The organism is Agromyces intestinalis, from assembly GCF_008365295.1.
Taxonomy (GTDB): domain Bacteria; phylum Actinomycetota; class Actinomycetes; order Actinomycetales; family Microbacteriaceae; genus Agromyces; species Agromyces intestinalis.
This window is the reverse complement of the sequence record NZ_CP043505.1, coordinates 904597-924046: the sequence shown is the minus strand read 5'-3', so window position 1 is coordinate 924046 and position 19450 is coordinate 904597. Positions and strand designations below refer to the sequence as shown.

The 19450-nt window shown below is 72.2% G+C and carries 19 protein-coding genes; 17 read left to right on the top strand and 2 right to left on the bottom strand.

Annotation, left to right across the window (positions count from 1 at the left end; translation table 11 throughout):
- The first annotated feature begins 31 nt into the window (after nt 1-31).
- From FLP10_RS04305 to FLP10_RS17360, 12 genes are all read left to right on the top strand, one after another.
- On the top strand, nt 32-760 hold the full coding sequence (locus FLP10_RS04305; protein ID WP_149159751.1) for a phosphatase PAP2 family protein: 729 nt from the start codon (nt 32-34) through the stop codon (nt 758-760).
- 58 nt (nt 761-818) lie between these two features.
- The gene (locus FLP10_RS04300) at nt 819-1847 is read left to right on the top strand and encodes a LacI family DNA-binding transcriptional regulator (protein WP_149159750.1); all 1029 of its coding nucleotides are present in this window, start codon (nt 819-821) and stop codon (nt 1845-1847) included.
- 209 nt (nt 1848-2056) lie between these two features.
- Nucleotides 2057-3388, top strand: coding sequence for an ABC transporter substrate-binding protein (locus FLP10_RS04295; protein WP_149159749.1), 1332 nt, complete (start codon nt 2057-2059; stop codon nt 3386-3388).
- Between the two features lie 117 nt (nt 3389-3505).
- Complete coding sequence (locus FLP10_RS04290) at nt 3506-4456, top strand: carbohydrate ABC transporter permease (protein WP_149159748.1); 951 nt, start codon at nt 3506-3508, stop codon at nt 4454-4456.
- On the top strand, nt 4456-5400 hold the full coding sequence (locus FLP10_RS04285; protein WP_246150193.1) for a carbohydrate ABC transporter permease: 945 nt from the start codon (nt 4456-4458) through the stop codon (nt 5398-5400). The genes FLP10_RS04290 and FLP10_RS04285 overlap by 1 nt, the downstream gene beginning before the upstream one ends.
- An 86-nt stretch (nt 5401-5486) precedes the next feature.
- Complete coding sequence (gene arfA, locus FLP10_RS04280; protein WP_149159747.1) at nt 5487-6998, top strand: arabinosylfuranosidase ArfA; 1512 nt, start codon at nt 5487-5489, stop codon at nt 6996-6998.
- Between the two features lie 182 nt (nt 6999-7180).
- Complete coding sequence (locus tag FLP10_RS04275; RefSeq protein ID WP_246150191.1) at nt 7181-8188, top strand: arabinan endo-1,5-alpha-L-arabinosidase; 1008 nt, start codon at nt 7181-7183, stop codon at nt 8186-8188.
- A gap of 25 nt (nt 8189-8213) precedes the next feature.
- Nucleotides 8214-9593, top strand: a complete 1380-nt coding sequence (locus tag FLP10_RS04270; protein WP_149159746.1) for a D-arabinono-1,4-lactone oxidase — start codon at nt 8214-8216, stop codon at nt 9591-9593.
- 340 nt (nt 9594-9933) lie between these two features.
- Nucleotides 9934-10878 carry a hypothetical protein gene (locus FLP10_RS04265; RefSeq protein WP_149159745.1) on the top strand — a complete coding sequence of 315 codons (945 nt, stop codon included), beginning with the start codon at nt 9934-9936 and terminating at the stop codon, nt 10876-10878.
- Nucleotides 10879-11206: 328 nt separating this feature from the next.
- Complete coding sequence (locus tag FLP10_RS04255; RefSeq protein WP_149159744.1) at nt 11207-12496, top strand: saccharopine dehydrogenase family protein; 1290 nt, start codon at nt 11207-11209, stop codon at nt 12494-12496.
- Nucleotides 12493-13377: a hypothetical protein gene (locus tag FLP10_RS04250; protein WP_149159743.1), complete on the top strand. Its 885-nt coding sequence runs from the start codon at nt 12493-12495 to the stop codon at nt 13375-13377. The genes FLP10_RS04255 and FLP10_RS04250 overlap by 4 nt, the downstream gene beginning before the upstream one ends.
- Before the next feature lie 73 nt (nt 13378-13450).
- Nucleotides 13451-13615, top strand: coding sequence for a hypothetical protein (locus tag FLP10_RS17360; RefSeq protein WP_168209098.1), 165 nt, complete (start codon nt 13451-13453; stop codon nt 13613-13615).
- 232 nt (nt 13616-13847) lie between these two features.
- Here FLP10_RS17360 and FLP10_RS04245 read toward each other — a convergent pair whose 3' ends face one another.
- Nucleotides 13848-14711 carry an aminoglycoside phosphotransferase family protein gene (locus tag FLP10_RS04245; protein WP_149159742.1) on the bottom strand — a complete coding sequence of 288 codons (864 nt, stop codon included), beginning with the start codon at nt 14709-14711 and terminating at the stop codon, nt 13848-13850.
- Entirely contained in the window at nt 14708-15610 is a 903-nt protein-coding gene (locus tag FLP10_RS04240; RefSeq protein WP_149159741.1) for a helix-turn-helix domain-containing protein, read from the bottom strand. Before FLP10_RS04240 ends, FLP10_RS04245 begins: the two co-directional genes overlap by 4 nt.
- Before the next feature lie 92 nt (nt 15611-15702).
- Here FLP10_RS04240 and FLP10_RS04235 point away from each other — a divergent pair, with 92 nt between their 5' ends.
- From FLP10_RS04235 to FLP10_RS04215, 5 genes are read left to right on the top strand one after another with little or no spacing between them, the layout of a single operon-like run.
- Nucleotides 15703-16209 (top strand): SRPBCC domain-containing protein, encoded by a 507-nt coding sequence (locus FLP10_RS04235; protein WP_149159740.1) that lies wholly within the window; start codon nt 15703-15705, stop codon nt 16207-16209.
- A gap of 60 nt (nt 16210-16269) precedes the next feature.
- The gene (locus tag FLP10_RS04230) at nt 16270-16674 is read left to right on the top strand and encodes a TOBE domain-containing protein (RefSeq protein WP_149159739.1); all 405 of its coding nucleotides are present in this window, start codon (nt 16270-16272) and stop codon (nt 16672-16674) included.
- The gene (gene modA, locus FLP10_RS04225; RefSeq protein ID WP_149159738.1) at nt 16671-17489 is read left to right on the top strand and encodes a molybdate ABC transporter substrate-binding protein; all 819 of its coding nucleotides are present in this window, start codon (nt 16671-16673) and stop codon (nt 17487-17489) included. Before FLP10_RS04230 ends, modA begins: the two co-directional genes overlap by 4 nt.
- Complete coding sequence (locus FLP10_RS04220; RefSeq protein WP_149159737.1) at nt 17486-18325, top strand: ABC transporter permease; 840 nt, start codon at nt 17486-17488, stop codon at nt 18323-18325. The genes modA and FLP10_RS04220 overlap by 4 nt, the downstream gene beginning before the upstream one ends.
- A complete protein-coding gene (locus FLP10_RS04215; protein ID WP_149159736.1) occupies nt 18322-19443 on the top strand; it encodes a sulfate/molybdate ABC transporter ATP-binding protein in 1122 nt (373 codons plus the stop codon). The genes FLP10_RS04220 and FLP10_RS04215 overlap by 4 nt, the downstream gene beginning before the upstream one ends.
- The last annotated feature ends 7 nt before the right edge of the window (nt 19444-19450 follow it).

Below are 19450 nucleotides of genomic sequence, written 5' to 3'. Positions count from 1 at the left end.
GCGACGGTGCCGGGGTCGGTACGGTGGGCAGATGAGCCGGGAGATGCGCGAATCGCGGGTGCGGCGCTTCCGGCGCCGCGTGCCGATCGCGGTCGGGCTCACGGCGATCGTGCTGGCGTTCGGGCTGGGAGCACTGATCATGCTGCGCGGCGGTGGCCTTCCGATGCCGATCGACGAGGAATGGGCCGAGGAGGTGCTCACGATCCGCGGCCCGGTGGGCGACGTGCTGGCCGGCTTCATGAACTGGCTGGGCGGCGGCATCGTCGGGGTGATCCTCATCCCGGCGGGCAGCGCGATTCTGCTCGTGGTGCTGGGACGACCCTGGGCGGCGCTCTACTTCGTGCTCGCATCGGTCGTGAGTGCGGCGATCGTGCAGCTGCTGAAGGAGCTGTTCGGCCGCGACCGCCCCGAGGACATGCTGGTCACCTCCGACTTCGGGTCGTTTCCTTCGGGTCACGTGGCGAACGCCGCGACGATCGCGGTCGTCGTCGGGGTGATCATGCCTCGGGCCCGGGTGTGGGCGGCCGGGGTCGCGTACACGGTGCTGATGGCGGTGAGCCGAACCTACCTCGGCGTCCACTGGGTCACCGACACGATCGGCGGTGCGCTGGTCGGCGCCGGCGCGGCGCTGCTGGTGTGGGCGGTGTTCGCCGGCCCGCTCGAGCGCGAGCGCCTGGGCCGGATCGAGCGGATGTCGCGACGCAACGCCGAACGCGCACAGGCGAACGTGACGCCGCCGACGGGCCGAACGCGCCCGTGACCTGCTCCCGGGTCGGGGCGTTACAACGTTGTAGGGTTGATCGATCAGAAAGGTGGCCATGGCTGCGACTCTGCACGACGTCGCCCGGCTCGCCGGCGTCTCGATCAAGACGGTCTCGAACGTCATCAACGACTACCCGCACGTGCGCCCCGAGACACGTGAGCGCGTCGAACGCGCGATCGGCGAGCTCGGCTACACGCCGAACCTCACCGCGCGCAACTTGCGCTCGGGTCGCACCGGGGCCATCGCGCTGGCCATCCCCGACCTGTCGCTCAGCTATTTCGCCGAGCTCGCCGCCGCGGTCATCGCCGCCGCCGAGGATGCCGGCGCGGTGGTGCTCGTCGAGCAGACCGACGGCGACCGCGATCGCGAGATCGAGCTGCTGAAGAGCCAGCGGCTGAAGCTCACCGACGGGCTCATCTTCAGCCCGCTCGGCATGTCGCAGGAGGATGTCGCGTTCCTCGACGTGCCGTACCCGCTGGTGGTGCTGGGCGAGCGCATCTTCGACGGCCCAGCCGACCACGTCACGATGCGCAACATCGAGGCGGCGCGCGCCGCGACCGAGCACCTCATCGCCGCGGGCCGGCGCAGGATCGCCGTGATCGGTGCGCACGAGGGCGAGGTGATCGGGTCGGCCGGGCTGCGCCTGCGGGGCTACCGCGAGGCGCTCGCCGCGGCCGGTATCCCGTTCGACGCCGACATCGTCGGCTTCACGACCCTGTGGCACCGCGCGAACGGGGCCACGGCGATGCGCGAGCTGCTCGCCCGCGGGGTCGAGTTCGACGCGGTGTTCGGGCTCAACGACACGCTCGCGCTCGGCGCGATGCGCGTGCTGCAGGAGGCGGGCAGGCGGGTGCCCGACGATGTGGCGGTGATCGGCTTCGACGACCTCGACGAAGCCAGGTACTCGATCCCGTCGCTGACCACGGTGCATCCCGGCCAGGACTGGATCGCGCGCACGGCGGTGACCACCCTGCTCGAGCGCATCGCGGGCGCGGGCGAGGCGACGCCGCCGCGCCTGCTGCTGGCCGACTACCGCATCGAGGTGCGCGAGTCGGCGCCGGCCGTCGAGATATCTGCGGCCTGATCGGCGGGCGCGGCACCCACGTGCGAGCGCGCTCGAACCCGGGTCGGCAGCGCTTGACAGGGTCGCCCTTCTCGCCCCAAGATGTCATCTACAACGTTTACCTACAACGTTGTAGATTGTCGGACTCAGCGTGGAGCCTCCTCTCCTCGCCGGTCCGAACCCATCGCCAGCGACAACGGTGTCCACACACCGCGAGAGGAATCACAGCCATGAAGTCGAAGCTCCTGGCCGCGTCCGGCGTCGTCGCCGTCGCGGCCGCCGCGCTCACCGGGTGCAGCGCCGGCGACGCCGCCGAATCGTGCACCAACGAGATCGTGAACCCCGACGCCACCCAGGTCAGCGTGTGGGCCTGGTACCCCGCCTTCGAAGAGGTCGTCGACCTGTTCAACCAGAACCACGACGACGTGCAGATCTGCTGGACCAACGCGGGCCAGGGCAACGACGAGTACACCAAGTTCTCGACCGCCATCGAATCGGGCTCGGGCGCGCCCGACGTCATCATGCTCGAGGCCGAGGTGCTCTCGAGCTTCTCGATCCGTGACGCCCTCGTGGATCTCAGCGAGTACGGCGCCGCCGAGGTGAAAGACGACTACACCGAGGGCGCCTGGAAGGACGTCTCGTCGGGAGACGCGGTCTACGCGATCCCGGTCGACGGCGGCCCCATGGGCATGCTCTACCGCAAGGACATCCTCGACCAGTACGGCATCCCGGTGCCCACCACGTGGGACGAGTTCGCCGCCGCCGCCAAGACGCTGAAGGATGCGGGCGCCCCCGGCGTGCTCGCCGACTTCCCGCCGAACGGCCGCGCCTACACCCAGGCGCTCTTCGCCCAGGCGGGCTCGGTGCCCTTCGACTACGACAACGCGAAGCCCGGCGAGATCGGCATCGACGTCGCCGACCAGGGCTCGAAGGACGCGCTGAGCTTCTGGGCCGACCTGGCCGACCAGGGTCTCGTCGCGGTCGACGAGGCGTTCACCGCCGACTACAACACCATGCTCGTCGACGGCACCTACGCGATCTACGTCGCCGCGGCGTGGGGCCCCGGCTACCTGCAGGGCCTCGAGGGCACCGACGAGAACGCGGTCTGGCAGGCGGCGCCGGTTCCCCAGTGGGACGCGTCGAACCCCGTGCAGATCAACTGGGGCGGCTCGACGTTCGCGGTGACCAGCCAGGCGAAGGACCCGGAGGCGGCCGCGGTCGTCGCCAAGGAGGTCTTCGGCACCGAGGAGGCGTGGAAGATCGGCATCGAGCAGGCCGCGCTGTTCCCGCTGTGGAAGCCGATCCTCGAGTCCGACTACTTCCGCGACCTCGAGTACCCGTTCTTCGGCGGACAGCAGATCAACAAGGACGTGTTCCTCGACGCCGCGGCCGGATACGCGGGCTTCACGTTCAGCCCGTTCCAGAACTACGCGTACGACCAGCTCCAGCAGGAGGTCACGGCGGTGGTGGTCGACGGGTCGAAGGATGCCTCGACGGCACTCGACGACCTGCAGGCGACGCTCGAGACCTACGCCACCGAGCAGGGCTTCGAACTGAAGTAGGCCGATGGGCCGGCCCGGCGAGGTCGGGCCGGCCCACCTCGCATCGTTCCCAGGCGGATGCCACGGCGCATCCGCTCGTGACATCCGCTCGTGACATCCGCACCAGGAAGAGATCCCATGACCACCCAGGCCGTCGACGCGCCCGCGTCGGCACCCCAGCGCCCGGCGGGCGGCCAGCGCCGTCGCCGCAGCGGCATCGAGCGCCGGCAGAACGTCGGCTGGCTGTTCATCGCCCCGTTCCTCGTGGTGTTCGCCGCGTTCCTCGTCTTCCCGCTCGTGTATGCGTTCGGCATGAGCCTGTTCAGCTCGACGCTCGCGACGGGCACCAAGTTCGTCGGCATCGACAACTACCTGAAGGCCTTCACCGACCCGCTGTTCCTCGGGGGCATGGGCCGCGTGCTGCTCTACGCGATCGTGATGATCCCGGCGCAGCTCATCGTCGCGGGCGTCGCCGCCCTGCTGCTCGACACCCTCGCGACCTGGCTGTCGAAGGCCTCGCGCCTGCTGATCTTCGCGCCGTACGCGATCCCGGTCGTCATCGGCGCGCTCATGTGGAGCTTCCTCTACAGCCCCAGGTTCGGCCCGGCGTCGACGATCTTCGACCTGTTCGGTCTCGACGCGCCGAACTTCCTCTCGAGCGACAACATCTTCTTCTCGCTCGTCAACATCGTGACCTGGCAGTGGTCGGGCTACTACATGATCGTGATCTACGCCGCACTGCGCGCCATCGACCCGGCGATCTACGAGGCGGCGCGCATCGACGGCGCCAGCGGATTCCAGATCGCGACCCGGGTGAAGGTGCCGATGATCTCGTCGTCGATGATCATGGTCATCACCTTCGCCCTGATCGGCACGCTGCAGTTCTTCACCGAGCCGACCGTGCTGCGCAGCGTGGCATCCGGTGCCCTGCCCGCCGACTACACGCCGAACATGTACGCGTTCGCGCTGGCCTTCAGCTACAGCCAGTTCAACTACGCGGCCACCATCGCGTTCTCGCTCGGCATCCTCGTCTTCCTCGGATCCTTCGGGTTCCTGTTCCTCACCCGCAAGCAGAACGGACTGAAGTGATGGCCGTCCTCCCCGCCGCGACCGACGCGAACACCCGGGCCATGACCGTCGCCGACACGCGCGCGCTGCGCCGCCAGGAACGCGCCCGACGCTCCGGCACGGCCGGCGGCCGCCGCATCGGCTCGCACGTGCTGCTGATCATCATGGCGATCTACTTCGTCGTGCCGATCTGGTGGCTGTTCGTGGCCGCCACCAAGAGCACCGGCAGCCTGTTCTCGAGCCCCGCGCTCTGGTTCGACGACCCGCTCGCGTTCTTCGCGAACGTGGTCGGCCTGTTCGAGCACCAGGGCGGCATCTACTGGCGCTGGCTCGGCAACTCGTTCCTGTACGCGTTCTCGGCCGGACTCGGGGCGACGATCGTCGCGGTGCTCGCCGGGTACGGGTTCGCGAAGTACCGGTTCAGGGGCCGCACCGCGGTGTTCGGCATGATTCTCGGGTCGGTCATGGTGCCGCTCACCGCGCTCGTCATCCCCACCTTCATGCTGCTCAGCCAGTACGGGCTCATCAACACCCCGTGGGCCGTCATCCTGCCGAGCCTGCTCAACCCCTTCGGCGTCTACCTGATGCGCGTCTACACGCAGGACGCGGTGCCCGACGAACTGCTCGAGGCCGCCCGCATCGACGGCGCGGGGGAGTGGCGCACCTTCCGCACCATCGTCGTGCCGCTGCTGCGGCCCGCGATCGTGACCGTGCTGCTGCTGAGCGTCGTCGGCACCTGGAACAACTTCTTCCTCCCGCTCGCCGTGCTCACCAACCCCGACCTGCTGCCGGTGACCGTCGGCCTCAACCGCTGGCTCGCGCTGTCGAACGCCGGCGCCGGCGGCGAACAGGTGTGGAACCTCATCACCTCGGGCGCCTTCATCTCGGTGGTGCCGCTGCTGCTGTCGTTCCTGTTCCTGCAGCGCTACTGGCAGGGCGGGCTCACGCTCGGCAGTGTGAAGTAGCGCTCGCCCTCGTTTCCTCCGAATCCACGGATGCCTCGACGAGGCATCCCCGCAGACCGATCCACTCGACCAACGGGAGAACCACCATGCCCACCGCTCGCCTCACCATCGACCCGCACTTCTCGGTCGGCCGCATCGACCGCCGCGTCTTCGGCGGTTTCGTCGAGCACCTCGGCCGTCACGTCTACGACGGCATCTACGAGCCCGGCCACCCGACCGCCGACCCCGACGGGTTCCGACAGGACGTGATCGACCTCGTGAAGGAGCTCGGGGTGTCGACGATCCGCTACCCGGGCGGCAACTTCGTGTCGGGGTTCCGCTGGGAGGACTCGGTCGGCCCGCGTGATGAGCGCCCGCGCCGGCTCGACCTGGCGTGGCACTCGACCGAGACGAACGAGGTCGGCCTGCACGAGTTCGACGACTGGCTCGCGAAGGTCGGCAGCGACCTCATGCTCGCGGTCAACCTCGGCACGCGCGGCACGCTCGAGGCGCTCGACCTGCTCGAGTACACGAACATCTCGGGCGGCACGACGCTGTCCCAGCAGCGCATCGACAACGGCAAGGCCGACGCGTTCGGCGTGAAGATGTGGTGCCTCGGCAACGAGATGGACGGCCCCTGGCAGCTCGGGCACCGGTCGGCGGACGATTACGGCAAGATCGCCTCGCAGACCGCGAAGGCGATGCGCCAGCTCGACCCGTCGGTCGAACTCGTGGTCTGCGGCTCGTCGAGCGCGCACATGCCGACGTTCGGCGAGTGGGAACGGGTCGTGCTCACCCACACCTACGACGACGTCGACTACATCTCGTGCCACGCCTACTACGAGGAGAAGAACGGCGACCTCGGCTCGTTCCTGGCATCGGCCGTCGACATGGACCGGTTCATCGAGACGGTCGTCGCGACGGCCGACCACGTGAAGGCGGTGGTGGGCAGCGCCAAGACCATCGACATCTCGTTCGACGAGTGGAACGTCTGGTACATCGACCGATTCCACGGCGTCGACAAGATCGAGGGCATCGACAACTGGCCGGTCGCGCCGCGCCTACTCGAAGACGTGTACTCGGTCGCCGACGCGGTCGTGTTCGGCAACCTGATGATCTCGCTGCTGCGCCACGCCGACCGGGTGCGCAGCGCGTCGCTCGCGCAGCTCGTGAACGTCATCGCGCCGATCATGACCGAGCCCGGCGGCCCGGCATGGCGGCAGACCACCTTCTTCCCGTTCTCGATCACGTCGCGCCTCGCCCGGGGTGAGGCGCTGCAGCTGAAGCTCGACGCTCCGACCTACTCGACCGCCGAGTACGGCGAGGTACCGCTCGTCGACGCGGTCGCGACGCACGACGCCGACAGCGGAGCATCCGCCGTGTTCCTGGTGAACCGTTCGCAGACCGAACCCGTGACCCTCACGATCGACATCGCCTCGCTCGGCGACATCTCGGTGCTCGAGTCGCACCTGATCGCCGACGACGACGTGTACGCGAAGAACACGCTCGACGAGCGCGAGCGCGTGACGCTGCAGACGAACGACACCGCGACGATCGCCGGCGGCGAGCTCACGATCACCCTGCCCCCGGTCTCGTGGACCGCGCTCTCGCTCGGCTGAGCCGGCCGCTCGCGCGGCTGAGCCGGCCGCTCGCCGGCCCCCGCGCGATCGCGGATCAGGAATTCCTGCGGTGGTTTCGGCGTGTCGCGCCCCGACACGCCGGCATCACCCGCGTTCTTCCTGATCCGCGAAAGGGACGCGCGGATGTCGCGGCGCCCGCCGGGCGTGCGAGGGCCGCGGGCGTGCTCGCGGCCGGCGTCCTGACGCTCGCGCTCGCCGGGTGTGCGGGCGGCGGCGCGCCCGAGCTCACCGGCGACCTGATGACCCACGACCCGGCGCTCGCGAAGCAGGGCGACACCTGGTTCGTGTACTCGACCGGCAACCAGACCGTGGCGAACGGCAACATCCAGGTGCGCTCGTCGACCGACGGAACGACCTGGCGCTACGCCGGCGAGGTGTGGGACACCAAGCCCGAGTGGCTGCGCGAGCAGGTCAAGGGCGTGACGAACCTCTGGGCACCCGAGCTCGTCGAACACGACGGCACCTGGTACCTGTACTACTCGGCGTCGACGTTCGGCAAGAACACGTCGGTCATCGCGCTCGCGACGAACACGACGCTCGACCCCGACGATCCGGCCTACGAGTGGGTCGATCGGGGTCCGGTGATCGCATCGACGCCGGCCGACGACTTCAACGCGATCGACCCCGGCGTCGCGACCGACGACGACGGCACGCCCTGGATGGCGTTCGGCTCGTTCTGGAGCGGCATCCGCATGGTCGAGCTCGAGTGGCCGAGCGGGCTGCGGGCCGGCACCGCGGCGGGGCATCCGGATGCTTCGGAGCCCGACGCCGAACCGCTGCGCCTGGCCGAGCCGCTGCGCCTGGCCGACCGCGGCGCCCCGCCGAACGCGATCGAGGCACCGTACCTCGTCGAGCACGACGGCGACTGGTTCCTGTTCGTCTCGCGCGACTCCTGCTGCCGGGCCGCGGAGAGCACGTACAAGATCGCAGTCGGCAGGGCGTCGGACATCACCGGGCCGTACGTCGACCGCGACGGCGTGCCGCTGCTCGAGGACGGCGGCACGATCCTCGCCGAGACCGACGGATCGCGCATCGGCCCGGGCGGGCAGTCGGTCGCCGATGGCATGATGGCGCTGCACTACTACGACGGCGACCTGAACGGGCAGTTCCAGCTCGCGCTCGTGCCGCTCGAGTGGGACGCCGACGGATGGCCCGTGCTGCGCTGGTGAGTGCAGCGACCGCGAGAGGATGCGCATGACCGAGACGGATGCCACGGAGCGCGCCGGCGCCGGGCGCGGCCCCGGCCGCAACTGGGCCGGCAACCTGTCGTACTCGGCGCGCCGCCTGGTGCGCCCGACGAGCGTCGACGAGCTGCGGAGCATCCTCGGCGAACCCGGCCCGGTGCGCGCGCTCGGCAGCCGGCACTCGTTCAACGACCTCGCCGACACCGACGGCACGCTGATCGCGACCGACGGCCTGCCGGTCGAGTTCGCCGAGGTCGCGGGCGACGATGGGTCGACGGTCGCCGTGCGCGTCGCGGGCGGGGTACGGTACGGCGAACTCGCGCCGCTGCTGCACGAGCGCGGGCTCGCCCTCGCGAACCTCGCGTCGCTTCCGCACATCTCGGTGGCGGGCGCCGTCGCGACGGGCACCCACGGCTCGGGCGACGGTATCGGCTCGCTCGCGAGCGCCGTGCGGGCGCTCACGCTCGTGACGGCCGACGGCGAGATCGTCACGCTGCGTCGCGGCGACGCCGACTTCGCGGGCGCGGTCGTCTCGCTCGGCGCCCTCGGCGTGGTCGTCTCGCTCGAACTCGACGTCGAGCCCTCATACGAGGTGGCGCAGACCGTGTTCGACGGCCCCCGCTGGGACGCGATCCTCGCCGACCTCGACGCGGTCACCGCGCTCGGCACGAGCGTCAGCATCTTCACCACCTGGCAGAACGCCGACGTCGCCGACCAGCTCTGGGTCAAGCAGCGGATGCCTCGTGCCACGGCCGCCCGCCCACTCGCCGATCCCGCGGCCGACGAGGACGCTCCCGTCGACGAGACGCTCGTCGCAATGATCGCGTCGGCCGCGGCGGGCGCCGAGGCACTCGGTGCGACCGCCGCTGCCGGCCCGAGGCATCCGATTCCCGGCGCCGGAACCGAGGCCTGCACGACCCAGCTCGGCGTACCGGGGCCGTGGTTCGAGCGGCTGCCGCACTTCCGGCTCGAGTTCACCCCGTCGGCCGGTGACGAACTGCAGAGCGAGTACCTGGTGCCGCGCGCCGACGCGGTGGCCGCGATCGAGGCGGTGCGCCGGCTCGCGCCGCGCATCGCCCCGCTGCTGCAGGTCTGCGAGGTGCGCACGGTGCGCGCCGACGACCTGTGGCTGAGCATGGCGTACGGCGTCGACGTGGTGGCGCTGCACTTCACGTGGGTCGCCGACCAGCCGGCCGTCGAGGCGCTGCTGCCCGATCTGGAGGCGGCGCTGCCCGCCACGGCTCGCCCGCACTGGGGCAAGCTGTTCGCGCTGTCGGCCGGCGACCTCGCCGCACGCTACCCCCGCTGGCACGACTTCCGCGCGCTGCGCGCCCGCCTCGACCCCGACCGCCGATTCACGAACCCCTTCCTGGCGCGCGTCGGCCTGTAGCGCGCACCATCCCGCGCGCACCATCCCCCGCGCACCATCCCGCGCTCCCCACCCCACGCTCCCTACCCCACGCACCCCACCCCCCGCTCCCCATCCCCCGCCCCCGCCCCGCCCCCCCCCGCCTCGCGCCCCCCTCCGCGAATCAGGAAAAACGGCGGTGGTGCCGGCGTGTCGGGTCACGACACACCGACAACCCCGCAGGAATTCCTGATCCGGTGAAGGTACGGCGCGGGCGGTGACCACCCTGAGCGCTCCTCCACAGGCGCGTCGGCGGCATGATCGGCCCCAGGTCGCCCGTGCCGGCCCGGGCATGACGATGACCGGCTGGCACGCTCATCGGATGCTCGACCCGCATTTCGTCCTCGGCCGTCTCGGCGAGGTGGCGCACATCAGCCGGTTGCGGCGTTACGGCGTCCGTGATGCCGACCTCCGTGCCGAGGTTCGTGGCGGATCGCTGATCCGGCTCAAGCCGGGCTGGTACGCGACGCCCGCCGCCGACGCCGAGCAGCGGCGGGCCGTCGCGATCGGCGGCCGCCTCGGATGCACGTCGGCGCTCGCCCGCTACGGCGTGTGGGCAGGCATCGGCGACGGCTTGCACGTGCATCTCGCCCGCAACGCGTCGCGGCGGGCGATCGACGGGCTGAACCCGACCGCATTCGTTCCGGCGCCGGCCGTGTGGCATCCGCGTCTGCCCGACCGGCAGCGACGCGAGATCCGGCTGAGCGATCCGACAGCGCCCGCAACGGTGCACTGGGGGCTCGAGGCGGATGCCACGGGGTCGCTCGACTGGCTCGTCTCACCGCGCACCGCGCTCGCGGAGGCCGTGCGCTGCCTCGACTCCGAGCACGCGCAGGCGGTCGTCGACTCCGCGATCCACGAGCGGATGCTCCGCCGCGGCGAGGTCGAGCGCATCATCGCGGATGCTCCGCGACGAACGGGGGTTCGGGTCGACGAGCTCTGCGGGCGTCTCGAGTCGGGGGTCGAGACGCTGTTCGTGCGACGGCTCCGCGCGGGCGGGTTCGACGTGCAGCCGCAGTTCCAGCTCGCCGGCCACGGCCGTTTCGACGGCATCATCGACGGCGTGGTGCTCTACGAGATCGACGGGTGGGCGCACCACCGCACGCGGCAGCAGTTCGTCGCCGATCGCGATCGCACCCTCATCGCGCAGGCATTCGGCATGCCGGTGATCAGAGTGGCGGCCGTGCGCGTCATCGACGACTGGCCCATGATCGCCGCCGCCGTTGCGCGCACCGTCGCCGACGCCAAGGCCGGCCGCCCCCGCTGACGCTTCCCGCGCCCAGATCCCTGCTGCACCCTTCCCTGCTGCGCCCCTTCAGCGGATCAGGAAAAACGGGAGGGGTGCCGGTGTGTCACGCCACGACACGCCGCCACCCCCGCAGGAATTCCTGATCCGCTGAACGGGGAGCGCGGGAGGGGACGGGGAGCGCGGGAGGGGACGGGGAACGCGGGAGGGGACGGGGAACGCGGGAGGGGACGGGGAACGCGGGAGGGGACGGGGGAGCGCGGGAGGGGACGGGGGAGCGCGGGACGGGGACGGGGGAGCGCGGACGAGCGGGCATGACGGATGCCGTGGGGCGCGCTAGCGTCGAGGCATGCGCATCCTCCTCATCGGCGCCGGAGGGGTCGGCGACGCCATCGCCAAGATCGCCGCGCGGCGCGACTTCTTCGAACTGCTCGTCGTGAGCGACTACGACGAGGCACGGGCACAGCGCACCGTCGAGTGGATCCGCGCGAAGCACGGTGACGACCTCGCCGCACGGTTCGCCACGGCGCAGGTCGACGCGAGCGATCCCGAGCGCGTCGCCGAGGTCGCCCGCGCGCACGACACCACGCACGTGATGAACGCGGTCGAGCCGAAGTTCGTGCCATCCGTGTTCGCGGGCGCGCTCGCCGCCGGAGCCGACTATCTCGACATGGCGATGAGCCTGTCCGAGCCGCACCCGACCGACCCGTACGCGCAGACGGGTGTGAAGCTCGGCGACGACCAGTTCGCGCAGGCGAGCGACTGGGAGCAGGCGGGCAGGCTCGCGCTCGTCGGCATGGGGGTGGAGCCGGGGCTCAGCGACGTGTTCGCCCGCTACGCCGCCGACCGTCTGTTCAGCGAGATCGACGAGCTCGGCACCCGTGACGGCGCGAACCTCGTGGTGCGCGACGAGGCCGGCAACGAGATCTTCGCGCCGTCGTTCAGCATCTGGACGACGATCGAGGAGTGCCTGAACCCACCCGTGATCTGGGAAGAGAACACGGGTTGGTATACGACGCCGCCGTTCAGCGAGCCCGAGGTGTTCGAGTTCCCCGAAGGCATCGGCCCGGTCGAGTGCGTGAACGTCGAGCACGAGGAGGTGCTGCTCATGCCGCGCTGGGTCGACGCGAAGCGGGTGACGTTCAAGTACGGCCTCGGCGAGGAGTTCATCGGCGTGCTGCGGACGCTGCACCTGCTGGGCCTCGACTCGACGACCCCGATCCGGGTGCGCGGCGCCGCAGCCGGCGTGTCCGGCCCGGTCGAGGTCGCGCCGCGCGATGTGGTCGCGGCAGCCCTGCCCGATCCGGCCACGATCGGCCCTCGAATGACCGGCAAGACGTGCGCGGGGTTGTGGGTGACCGGCACCGGCCGCGAGGGCGCGCCGCGCGAGGTGTACCTGTACCACGTGAGCGACAACGAGTGGACGATGCGCGAGTACGAGGCCCAGTGCGTCGTCTGGCAGACGGCCCTCAACCCCGTGATCGCGCTCGAGCTGCTCGCGTCGGGCACGTGGGCGGGCAGCGGCGTGCTCGGCCCCGAGGCGTTCGACGCGGTGCCGTTCCTCGAGCTGATGGCCCGTCCTGAGGACGAGGGCGGCTACGGGCAGGCCTGGGGCATGCAGGATCGTCTCGCCGCATGATCGACCCGACCGACTCCTCGACGTCGGGCGCGGCTGCGGCGGCAGCGGATGCCGAGGACGCGACCGTGGGCGTCGTCACCAGGGCCGCGCGCGCCGATGAGCTCGATGCGGTGATCGCCCGGTTCGAGGCCACCTGGGGCGCGGGCACCGGGCCCGACCGGTCGCTGCTGCGGGCGGCCGGATACGCGGGTGCGACGGTGCTGGTCGCGGTTCCGGCGACGCCGGGCACGGATGCTTCGGGGCGGGATGCACCGGGCACGGATGCTTCGGGGCGGGATGCACCGCCGCCGGCGTCGGCCGACGCATCCGGGCCGATCGTCGGGGCCGCGTTCGGGTTCCTCGGCTGGGCCGGAGGCATCCACCTGCACTCCCACATGAACGCCGTCGACCCGGCCCACCGGGGCCGGGGTGTCGGCGTCGCGCTGAAGCTGCGGCAGCGAGCGGTGTGCCTCGCGCACGGCGTCGACGAGATCCGTTGGACGTACGATCCGCTCATCCGGCGCAACGCCCGCATGAACCTGGTCCGGCTCGGGGCCGAGGTCGGCGCCTATCTGCCCGACTTCTACGGCGAGCTGCGCGACGCGATCAACCTCGACGACCGCAGCGATCGGTTCGAGGTGCGCTGGCGGCTCGACTCGCCGCGCGTGCGGCGGGCGCTCGAGCGTCGGCCCCAGCCGGCGTGGCATGCCGACGGTGAGGGACTCGCGCTCGTCGCCGACTTCGAGGCGGTGCGCGAGGGCGCGCCCGACATCGCGCGCGAGTTGCGCGAGCGCAGCCGGGTCGCGTTCGCGGCGGCGTCCGCCGGCGGGCTGCGACCCGAGCTCGATGCGCGCGGCGACTACGTGTTCACTGCCGACGACCCCGATCTCGAGGCGCGGTGACCGGATCGCGCACGTCGCGCAGGTGAGCGGTGCTCAGCTTTCGGTCAGGCGGGCTCGCGTACCGTCGGATCCCATGTCTGCCCGCTCATCGATGCAGGTCCGTGTGCGGCCCGTGCCCGTGGTCGCCTGGGCGGCCGTCTGGTGCGCCGCGGCCGCCGTGGTCGGCGGCCTGTGGTCGGCGACGGCGCAGCCCGCCGCGACCGACGTGCCGGCCGGCATCAGCAGCGCCGACCGCTGAGCAGCGCCGACCGCTGAGCAGCGCCGACCGCTGAGCAGCGCTGACCGCTGACCGCCCCTCGGCACCGAACGACTCGACGATCTCGGGGTGCGCCTGGAAGGCGAACGCTTCGAGCCGTGCGAGGGTCGGCACGTTCGCGAGGGACTGGTCGTGGGCCTACGCGCGGGCATCGGGATAGGCGGCACTCAAGACGCGATCACCCTCCGGGCCGGTTCGGGCGCAACGGGTCGGCTCAGCCGAGCCCGGCGGCGACTGCCCGTTCGCCGATCGCGGCGACCTGCGCGGCCCGCCCGGGGTCGTCGGCGATCTCGAACCACGTCGACGACAGCGCGCACCACGCCACGAGCCAGTGCCCGAGCCGTGCGGCATCGTCGACCGTGAGCCGCGCCGAGTGCACGACGACCGCGAACTGGCGCTCGAGCCGCCCGGGGCGGAGCGCGAACTCGAGCGACGGATTGCAGAGCAGATTGCAGAAGTCGAACAGCGCGTCCCCGACGAGCGCCTTGGGGTCGATGAGCAGCCAACCGCGTGCGCCGAAGTCGAGCACGTTGCCGTGGTGCACGTCGCCGTGCAGCACCGACGGCTCGGGGCCGTCGTCGAGCAGCGCATTCGCGAGATCCGCGCCGCGCCGATGCAGCGCGCTCTGCGCATCAGCCCGCGCGAACAGCTCGCGGAACCAGGTGCGCAGGTCGATGAGCTCGGGCGGGTCGGACGCGTCGAACACGAGGCGGGATGCATCGTGCAGCCGCTGCGCCGCGCGGGACATGATCCTCGTGGCCTTGTCGTCGCGCCCCTGCGCGGGCAGCCGCGCCAGGTCGCCGTGCCCGGTGGCGCGCTCGAGCAGGGCCGCGGCGCCCTCGAGACGCAGGACGCGCGCGGCGCCGTGCCCGTCGAGCGCGGCGAGCAGGTGGGCGCCGCGCTCCTCCTCCTCGACGTGCGCGAGCTTCAGCATGGCGGGCTCGCCGTCGGCGGTGCGCACGGGGATGAGCCGGCTCGACGCGGTCGTCAGCGGCTCGCCGTCGTGGCGAAGCATCCATTTGGCCAGCAGCGCGCCCTCGGCGCGACGCCCGGGCGAGGACGGCCCGACAGAGCTCATGCGTCCATCCTGCCCGCGGTCGCCTCGCGCAGGTAGCGACCCGGCGGAACGCCGATCACGGTGCGGAACTCGCGCGTGAAGTGCGCCTGATCGGCGTAGCCGAGTTCGGCGGCCAGGTCGGCGAGGGTGCCCGCGCGGTCGAGCGGGTCGGATGCCGCGAGCCGCGTCGCGGCCTCCTGCAACCGATACCGGCGGATGAGCCACCGCGGCGTCAGCCCGAGCTGTTCGCGCACCAGGCGTTCGAGCCGGCGCACACCGACCCCCGCGAACGCGGCGAGCTGCTCGACCCGCACGATCGACCGGTCGTCTTCGGCCTGCGCGATCACCGTTCGCACCAGCCGCGCGTCGGGGGAGGGGCGCAGATCGCGTGCGGCGAACCAGCGTTCGAAGGTCTCGACCGCGGCGTGGTCGAGCCCGGCGTCGACCGCGTCGGCCACCGTGCGCGACAGGCCGTCGAGGCCCGGCACGGGCACTGCGGCGCCGACGATCTCGCGCGCCGGTCGGCCCGTCAGCAGCGGCGCGACACCGGGTTGCAGCGCGACGCCGAAGGCGTACCCCTCGCCCTCGAGCGTGCGCTCAGCGAGGCCGATCGACGGGCCGTGCACCGCGGCGGTGGTGCCGGGCTCGACGACGAGGTTCGCCGAGGGGTACTCGAGCACGCGCTGCGTCGCCGCCCGACCGGGCGGCAACCGCCAGCGGGGGATCCAGTAGTGCCGCACGAGCCCGGCGAGCGCTTCGTTCGGCGCGATCCGCGGCATCCGCACCGGCTCCTCCGCCGTGGGCGGCGCACCGGGCGCGGCCTCGACGACGGTGGGCGCGCCCTGCCCGGCCACGAGGACGCCGCGGCTGCGCGGCGCGCCCGCTCGCGCCCGCCAGTACTGGCCGCCCTGCGTGCTCACCCGGCCAACCTACGGCCGGCCGCCGACACCGTCGACCCGCGGTGTCGCGTTCGTTCAATCCGCGCGGCCGCCGCGTCCGTAGCGTCGAGGTCATGAACGCCGAGACGGAGAACACCGTGGAATTCGAGATGACCCTGTACGTCGCCGCCACGCCCGAGCAGGTGTGGGAGGCGATCACCGGCGACGCCGGCAACCGCGCCGTGATGTGGGGCAGTGTGCTGCGCGGGGACCTGCTTCCGGGCTCCCGGTACGAGTATGTCGGCCCCGGTCAGGACGGCGACGAGACCGTGCACGTGTACGGCGACGTCCTCCAAGCCGACGCGCCGCACGTGCTGCAGCTCACCGAGCACCCCGGGGCGACGTACCGCGAGAACCACGCCGACCTCGTGAGCCGCATGACGTGGCGCATCGAGCCCGCGGGCGATGCGCTGACGAAACTGACGTTCACGAGCGACGAGTGGAGCGAGGGGCACCCGGCACGGATCGAGGCCGGCGAGGTCTGGCCGCACCTGCTGTCCAGCTTCAAGTCGTACCTCGAGACCGGGCGGGCGCTGCCGGCGCCGGAGTCGGAGCCGGTGCCGGAATCTGCGTCGGCGTAGGCGCGACGCACTGCTCGACCGCCTCGACAACTCCGCAATTGCGGCACTATCCTCCAATTCATGCCGCAATTCCGGATCTCCGAGGTCGCCGGCCTGCTCGGCGTGAGCGACGACACCGTGCGCCGCTGGGTCGACCAGGGTGTGCTCGCCGCCGAACACGACGAACACGGTCGCCTCGTGGTCGACGGCGCGGACGCCGCGCGCCGTGCCGTCGACCTCGCGTCCGCCGCCGAGGACCCGTCGGGCGTCGCACGCAGCGCCCGCAACCGGTTCGTCGGGCTCGTCACTCGCGTGCAGCGAGACGGCGTCATGGCCCAGGTCGACATCCAGGCCGGCCCGCACCGGGTCGTGTCGCTGATGTCGGCCGAGGCCGTCGACGATCTCGCGCTGGAGGTCGGGTCGCTCGCGGTCGCCGTCGTCAAAGCCACCACCGTCATCGTCGAAACCCCCGGAGGAACCCCGTGAACCCGAACCGCCTCGTCCGCCGCGCCGCCGGCGCCGGTGCCGCGCTCGCCCTGCTCGCTGCCCTCGCCGGATGCGCCTCGTCGAGCCCGACCGCCACGTCCGCGGCGCCGGAGGAGACATCCGATGCTCCCGCCCTCGAGGGCGAGCTGACCGTGTACGCGGCCGCCTCGCTCACCGCCGCGTTCGACGAGCTCGCGGCCGAGTTCGAGGCCGAGCACCCCGGGGTGGATGTGCTGCCCATCGTGTACGACGGCTCGTCGACCCTCGCGACCCAGCTCGTCGAGGGGGCGCCGGCCGACGTGTTCGCCTCGGCCGACGAGCGCACGATGGCGACCGTCGACGACGCGGGCCTGCTCGCGGCCGACCCCGAGCTGTTCGCGACGAACACGCTGCGCATCGTCGTGCCCGCCGGCAACCCGGGCGGCGTGGCCGCGATCGAGGACCTCGCGAACCCCGACCTGCAGGTGGTGCTGTGCGCGCCCGAGGTGCCCTGCGGCGCGGCGTCGCACCAGCTGCTCGACCTCGACGGCGTGACGCTGACCCCGGTCAGCGAGGAGCAGAACGTGACCGCCGTGCTCACCAAGGTGCGTGCGGGCGAGGCCGACGCGGGCCTGGTGTACTCGACCGACGCGGTCGCCGCGGGCGACGAGGTCGAGACGATCGTGCCGGCCAACGCCGACGAGGTCGTGAACCGGTACCCGATCGCCGCGCTGGCCGCAGCGGGCAACCCCGATGTGGCCGCTGCGTTCGTCGCGTTCGTGCTGAGCGACGAGGGGCAGGCGCTCCTCGCCGAGTACGGTTTCGGCGCTCCGTGACCCGCGCCGGCGGCAGGGCGGGTGCTCGCGTCGAGCCGTCGCCGCTCGGGGCGATCCCGCCGCTGCTGCTCGTGCCCGCGGCGCTCGCGGTCGTCGTCCTCGTCCTGCCGCTGGCCGCGCTCGTCGCGCGGGTCGATTGGTCGACCCTCGCGGCCGACGTCACCTCGCCCGAGGCGATCGACGCGCTGCGGCTCTCGCTCGTGACGGGTGCGCTCGCAACGATCGGATGCCTCGTGGTCGGCGTTCCCCTCGCGCTGGTGATCGCCCGTGCGACGCCGCGGGTCGCGGGCTGGCTGCGGGCGCTCGTCACGATTCCGCTCGTGCTGCCGCCGATGGTGGGCGGTATCGCGCTGCTGTTCCTGCTGGGGCGCACGGGGCTCGTCGGCCAGTGGCTCGACGCCGGGCTGGGGCTGCGGCTGCCGTTCACGACCGCGGCGGTGGTGATCGCGCAGGCGTTCGTGGCGCTGCCGTTCCTGGTGCTGGCGGTCGAGGGCACGGTGCGCAGCGCGGGCACCCGGTACGAGCAGGCCGCCGCCACGCTCGGCGCGGGCCGGTGGACGACGTTCCGCCGGGTCACGCTGCCGCTCGCCGCGCCGGGGCTGGTCGCCGGCACGGTGCTCTGCTTCGCGCGCGCCCTCGGCGAGTTCGGTGCGACCGCGCTGTTCGCGGGCAACGCCGCCGGCACGACCCGCACCATGCCGCTCGCGATCTACACGGCGTTCAACGGTTCGGGCGTCGGGCAGGGGGCGGCCGTGGCGCTGTCGCTGCTCCTGCTGGTCGTGGCGATCGTGATCCTCGTGCTGGTGCGCGGCTGGCGCCCCGGGAGCGTCGGATGACGCGCGAACCGGCGGCCTCGACCGCGGCGGCGGGCGGTGCGCTCGACGCGCGACTGCGGCTCGTGCGCGACGGGTTCGACCTCGAGGTGGCGTTCGCGGTCGGCGCGGGCGAGGTGCTCGCCCTGCTCGGCCCGAACGGCGCCGGGAAGTCGACCGTGCTCGCGCTGCTCGCGGGCGTGCTGCGCCCCGCCGCGGGCCGCATCGAGCTCGACGGTCGCACGCTCGCCGAGGCATCCGACCGGTCGTCGACGTTCGTGCGCCCCGAGCGGCGCCGGATCGGGCTGCTCGGGCAGGATCCGACCCTGTTCCCGCACCTGACCGCCCTCGAGAACGTCGCGTTCGGTCCCCGCGCGGCCGGGATGCCCCGACGCGACGCGACCGCGCTCGCCGCATCCTGGCTGGCCCGGGTCGGGCTCGACGGCCTGGCGCACCGCCGCCCGGCCGAGCTGTCCGGCGGGCAGCGGCAGCGGGTTGCGATCGCACGCGCCCTTGCGGCGCGCCCGGCGCTGCTGCTGCTGGACGAGCCGTTCGCGTCGCTGGACGTGGAGGTGGTGCCCGAGCTGCGCTGGATGCTCCGCGAGCAGCTGGCCGCATCGGGCACGTCGGCCGTCGTCGTGAGCCACGACGTCATCGACGCGGTCGTGCTCGCCGACCGCACCGCCGTGCTCGAGCGCGGCCGCATCGTCGACACCGGGCCCACCCGCGAGGTGCTGGCTGCGCCGCGCAGCCCGTTCACGGCCGCGCTCGCCGGCGTGAACCTCGTCGTCGGCGCCGCCGCCGATGGCATCGTCGTGGCGGGCGAGGCGACCTTCACCGGCGACGCTGCCGAACCGCTGGTCGAGGGGGCGTCGGCGGCCGCCGTCTTCCGTCCGTCGTCGGTCGTGGTCGCGACCCGGCGGCCCGAGCGGACGAGCCTGCGCAACGTGTGGCACGACCGCGTCACGGCGATCGAGCCGTCGCCGGGCGGCGGGGTGCGACTGCGATTCGGCGCCCCGCCCGTGCACGCCGACGTGACGGCCGCCGCCGTCGCCGAGCTCGAGCTCGCGCCGGGCAGCGAGGTGTGGCTCGCCGTGAAGGCCGCCGAGACGAGCCTGCACCCGCTCGCACCCCGTCGCTAGGATCGCC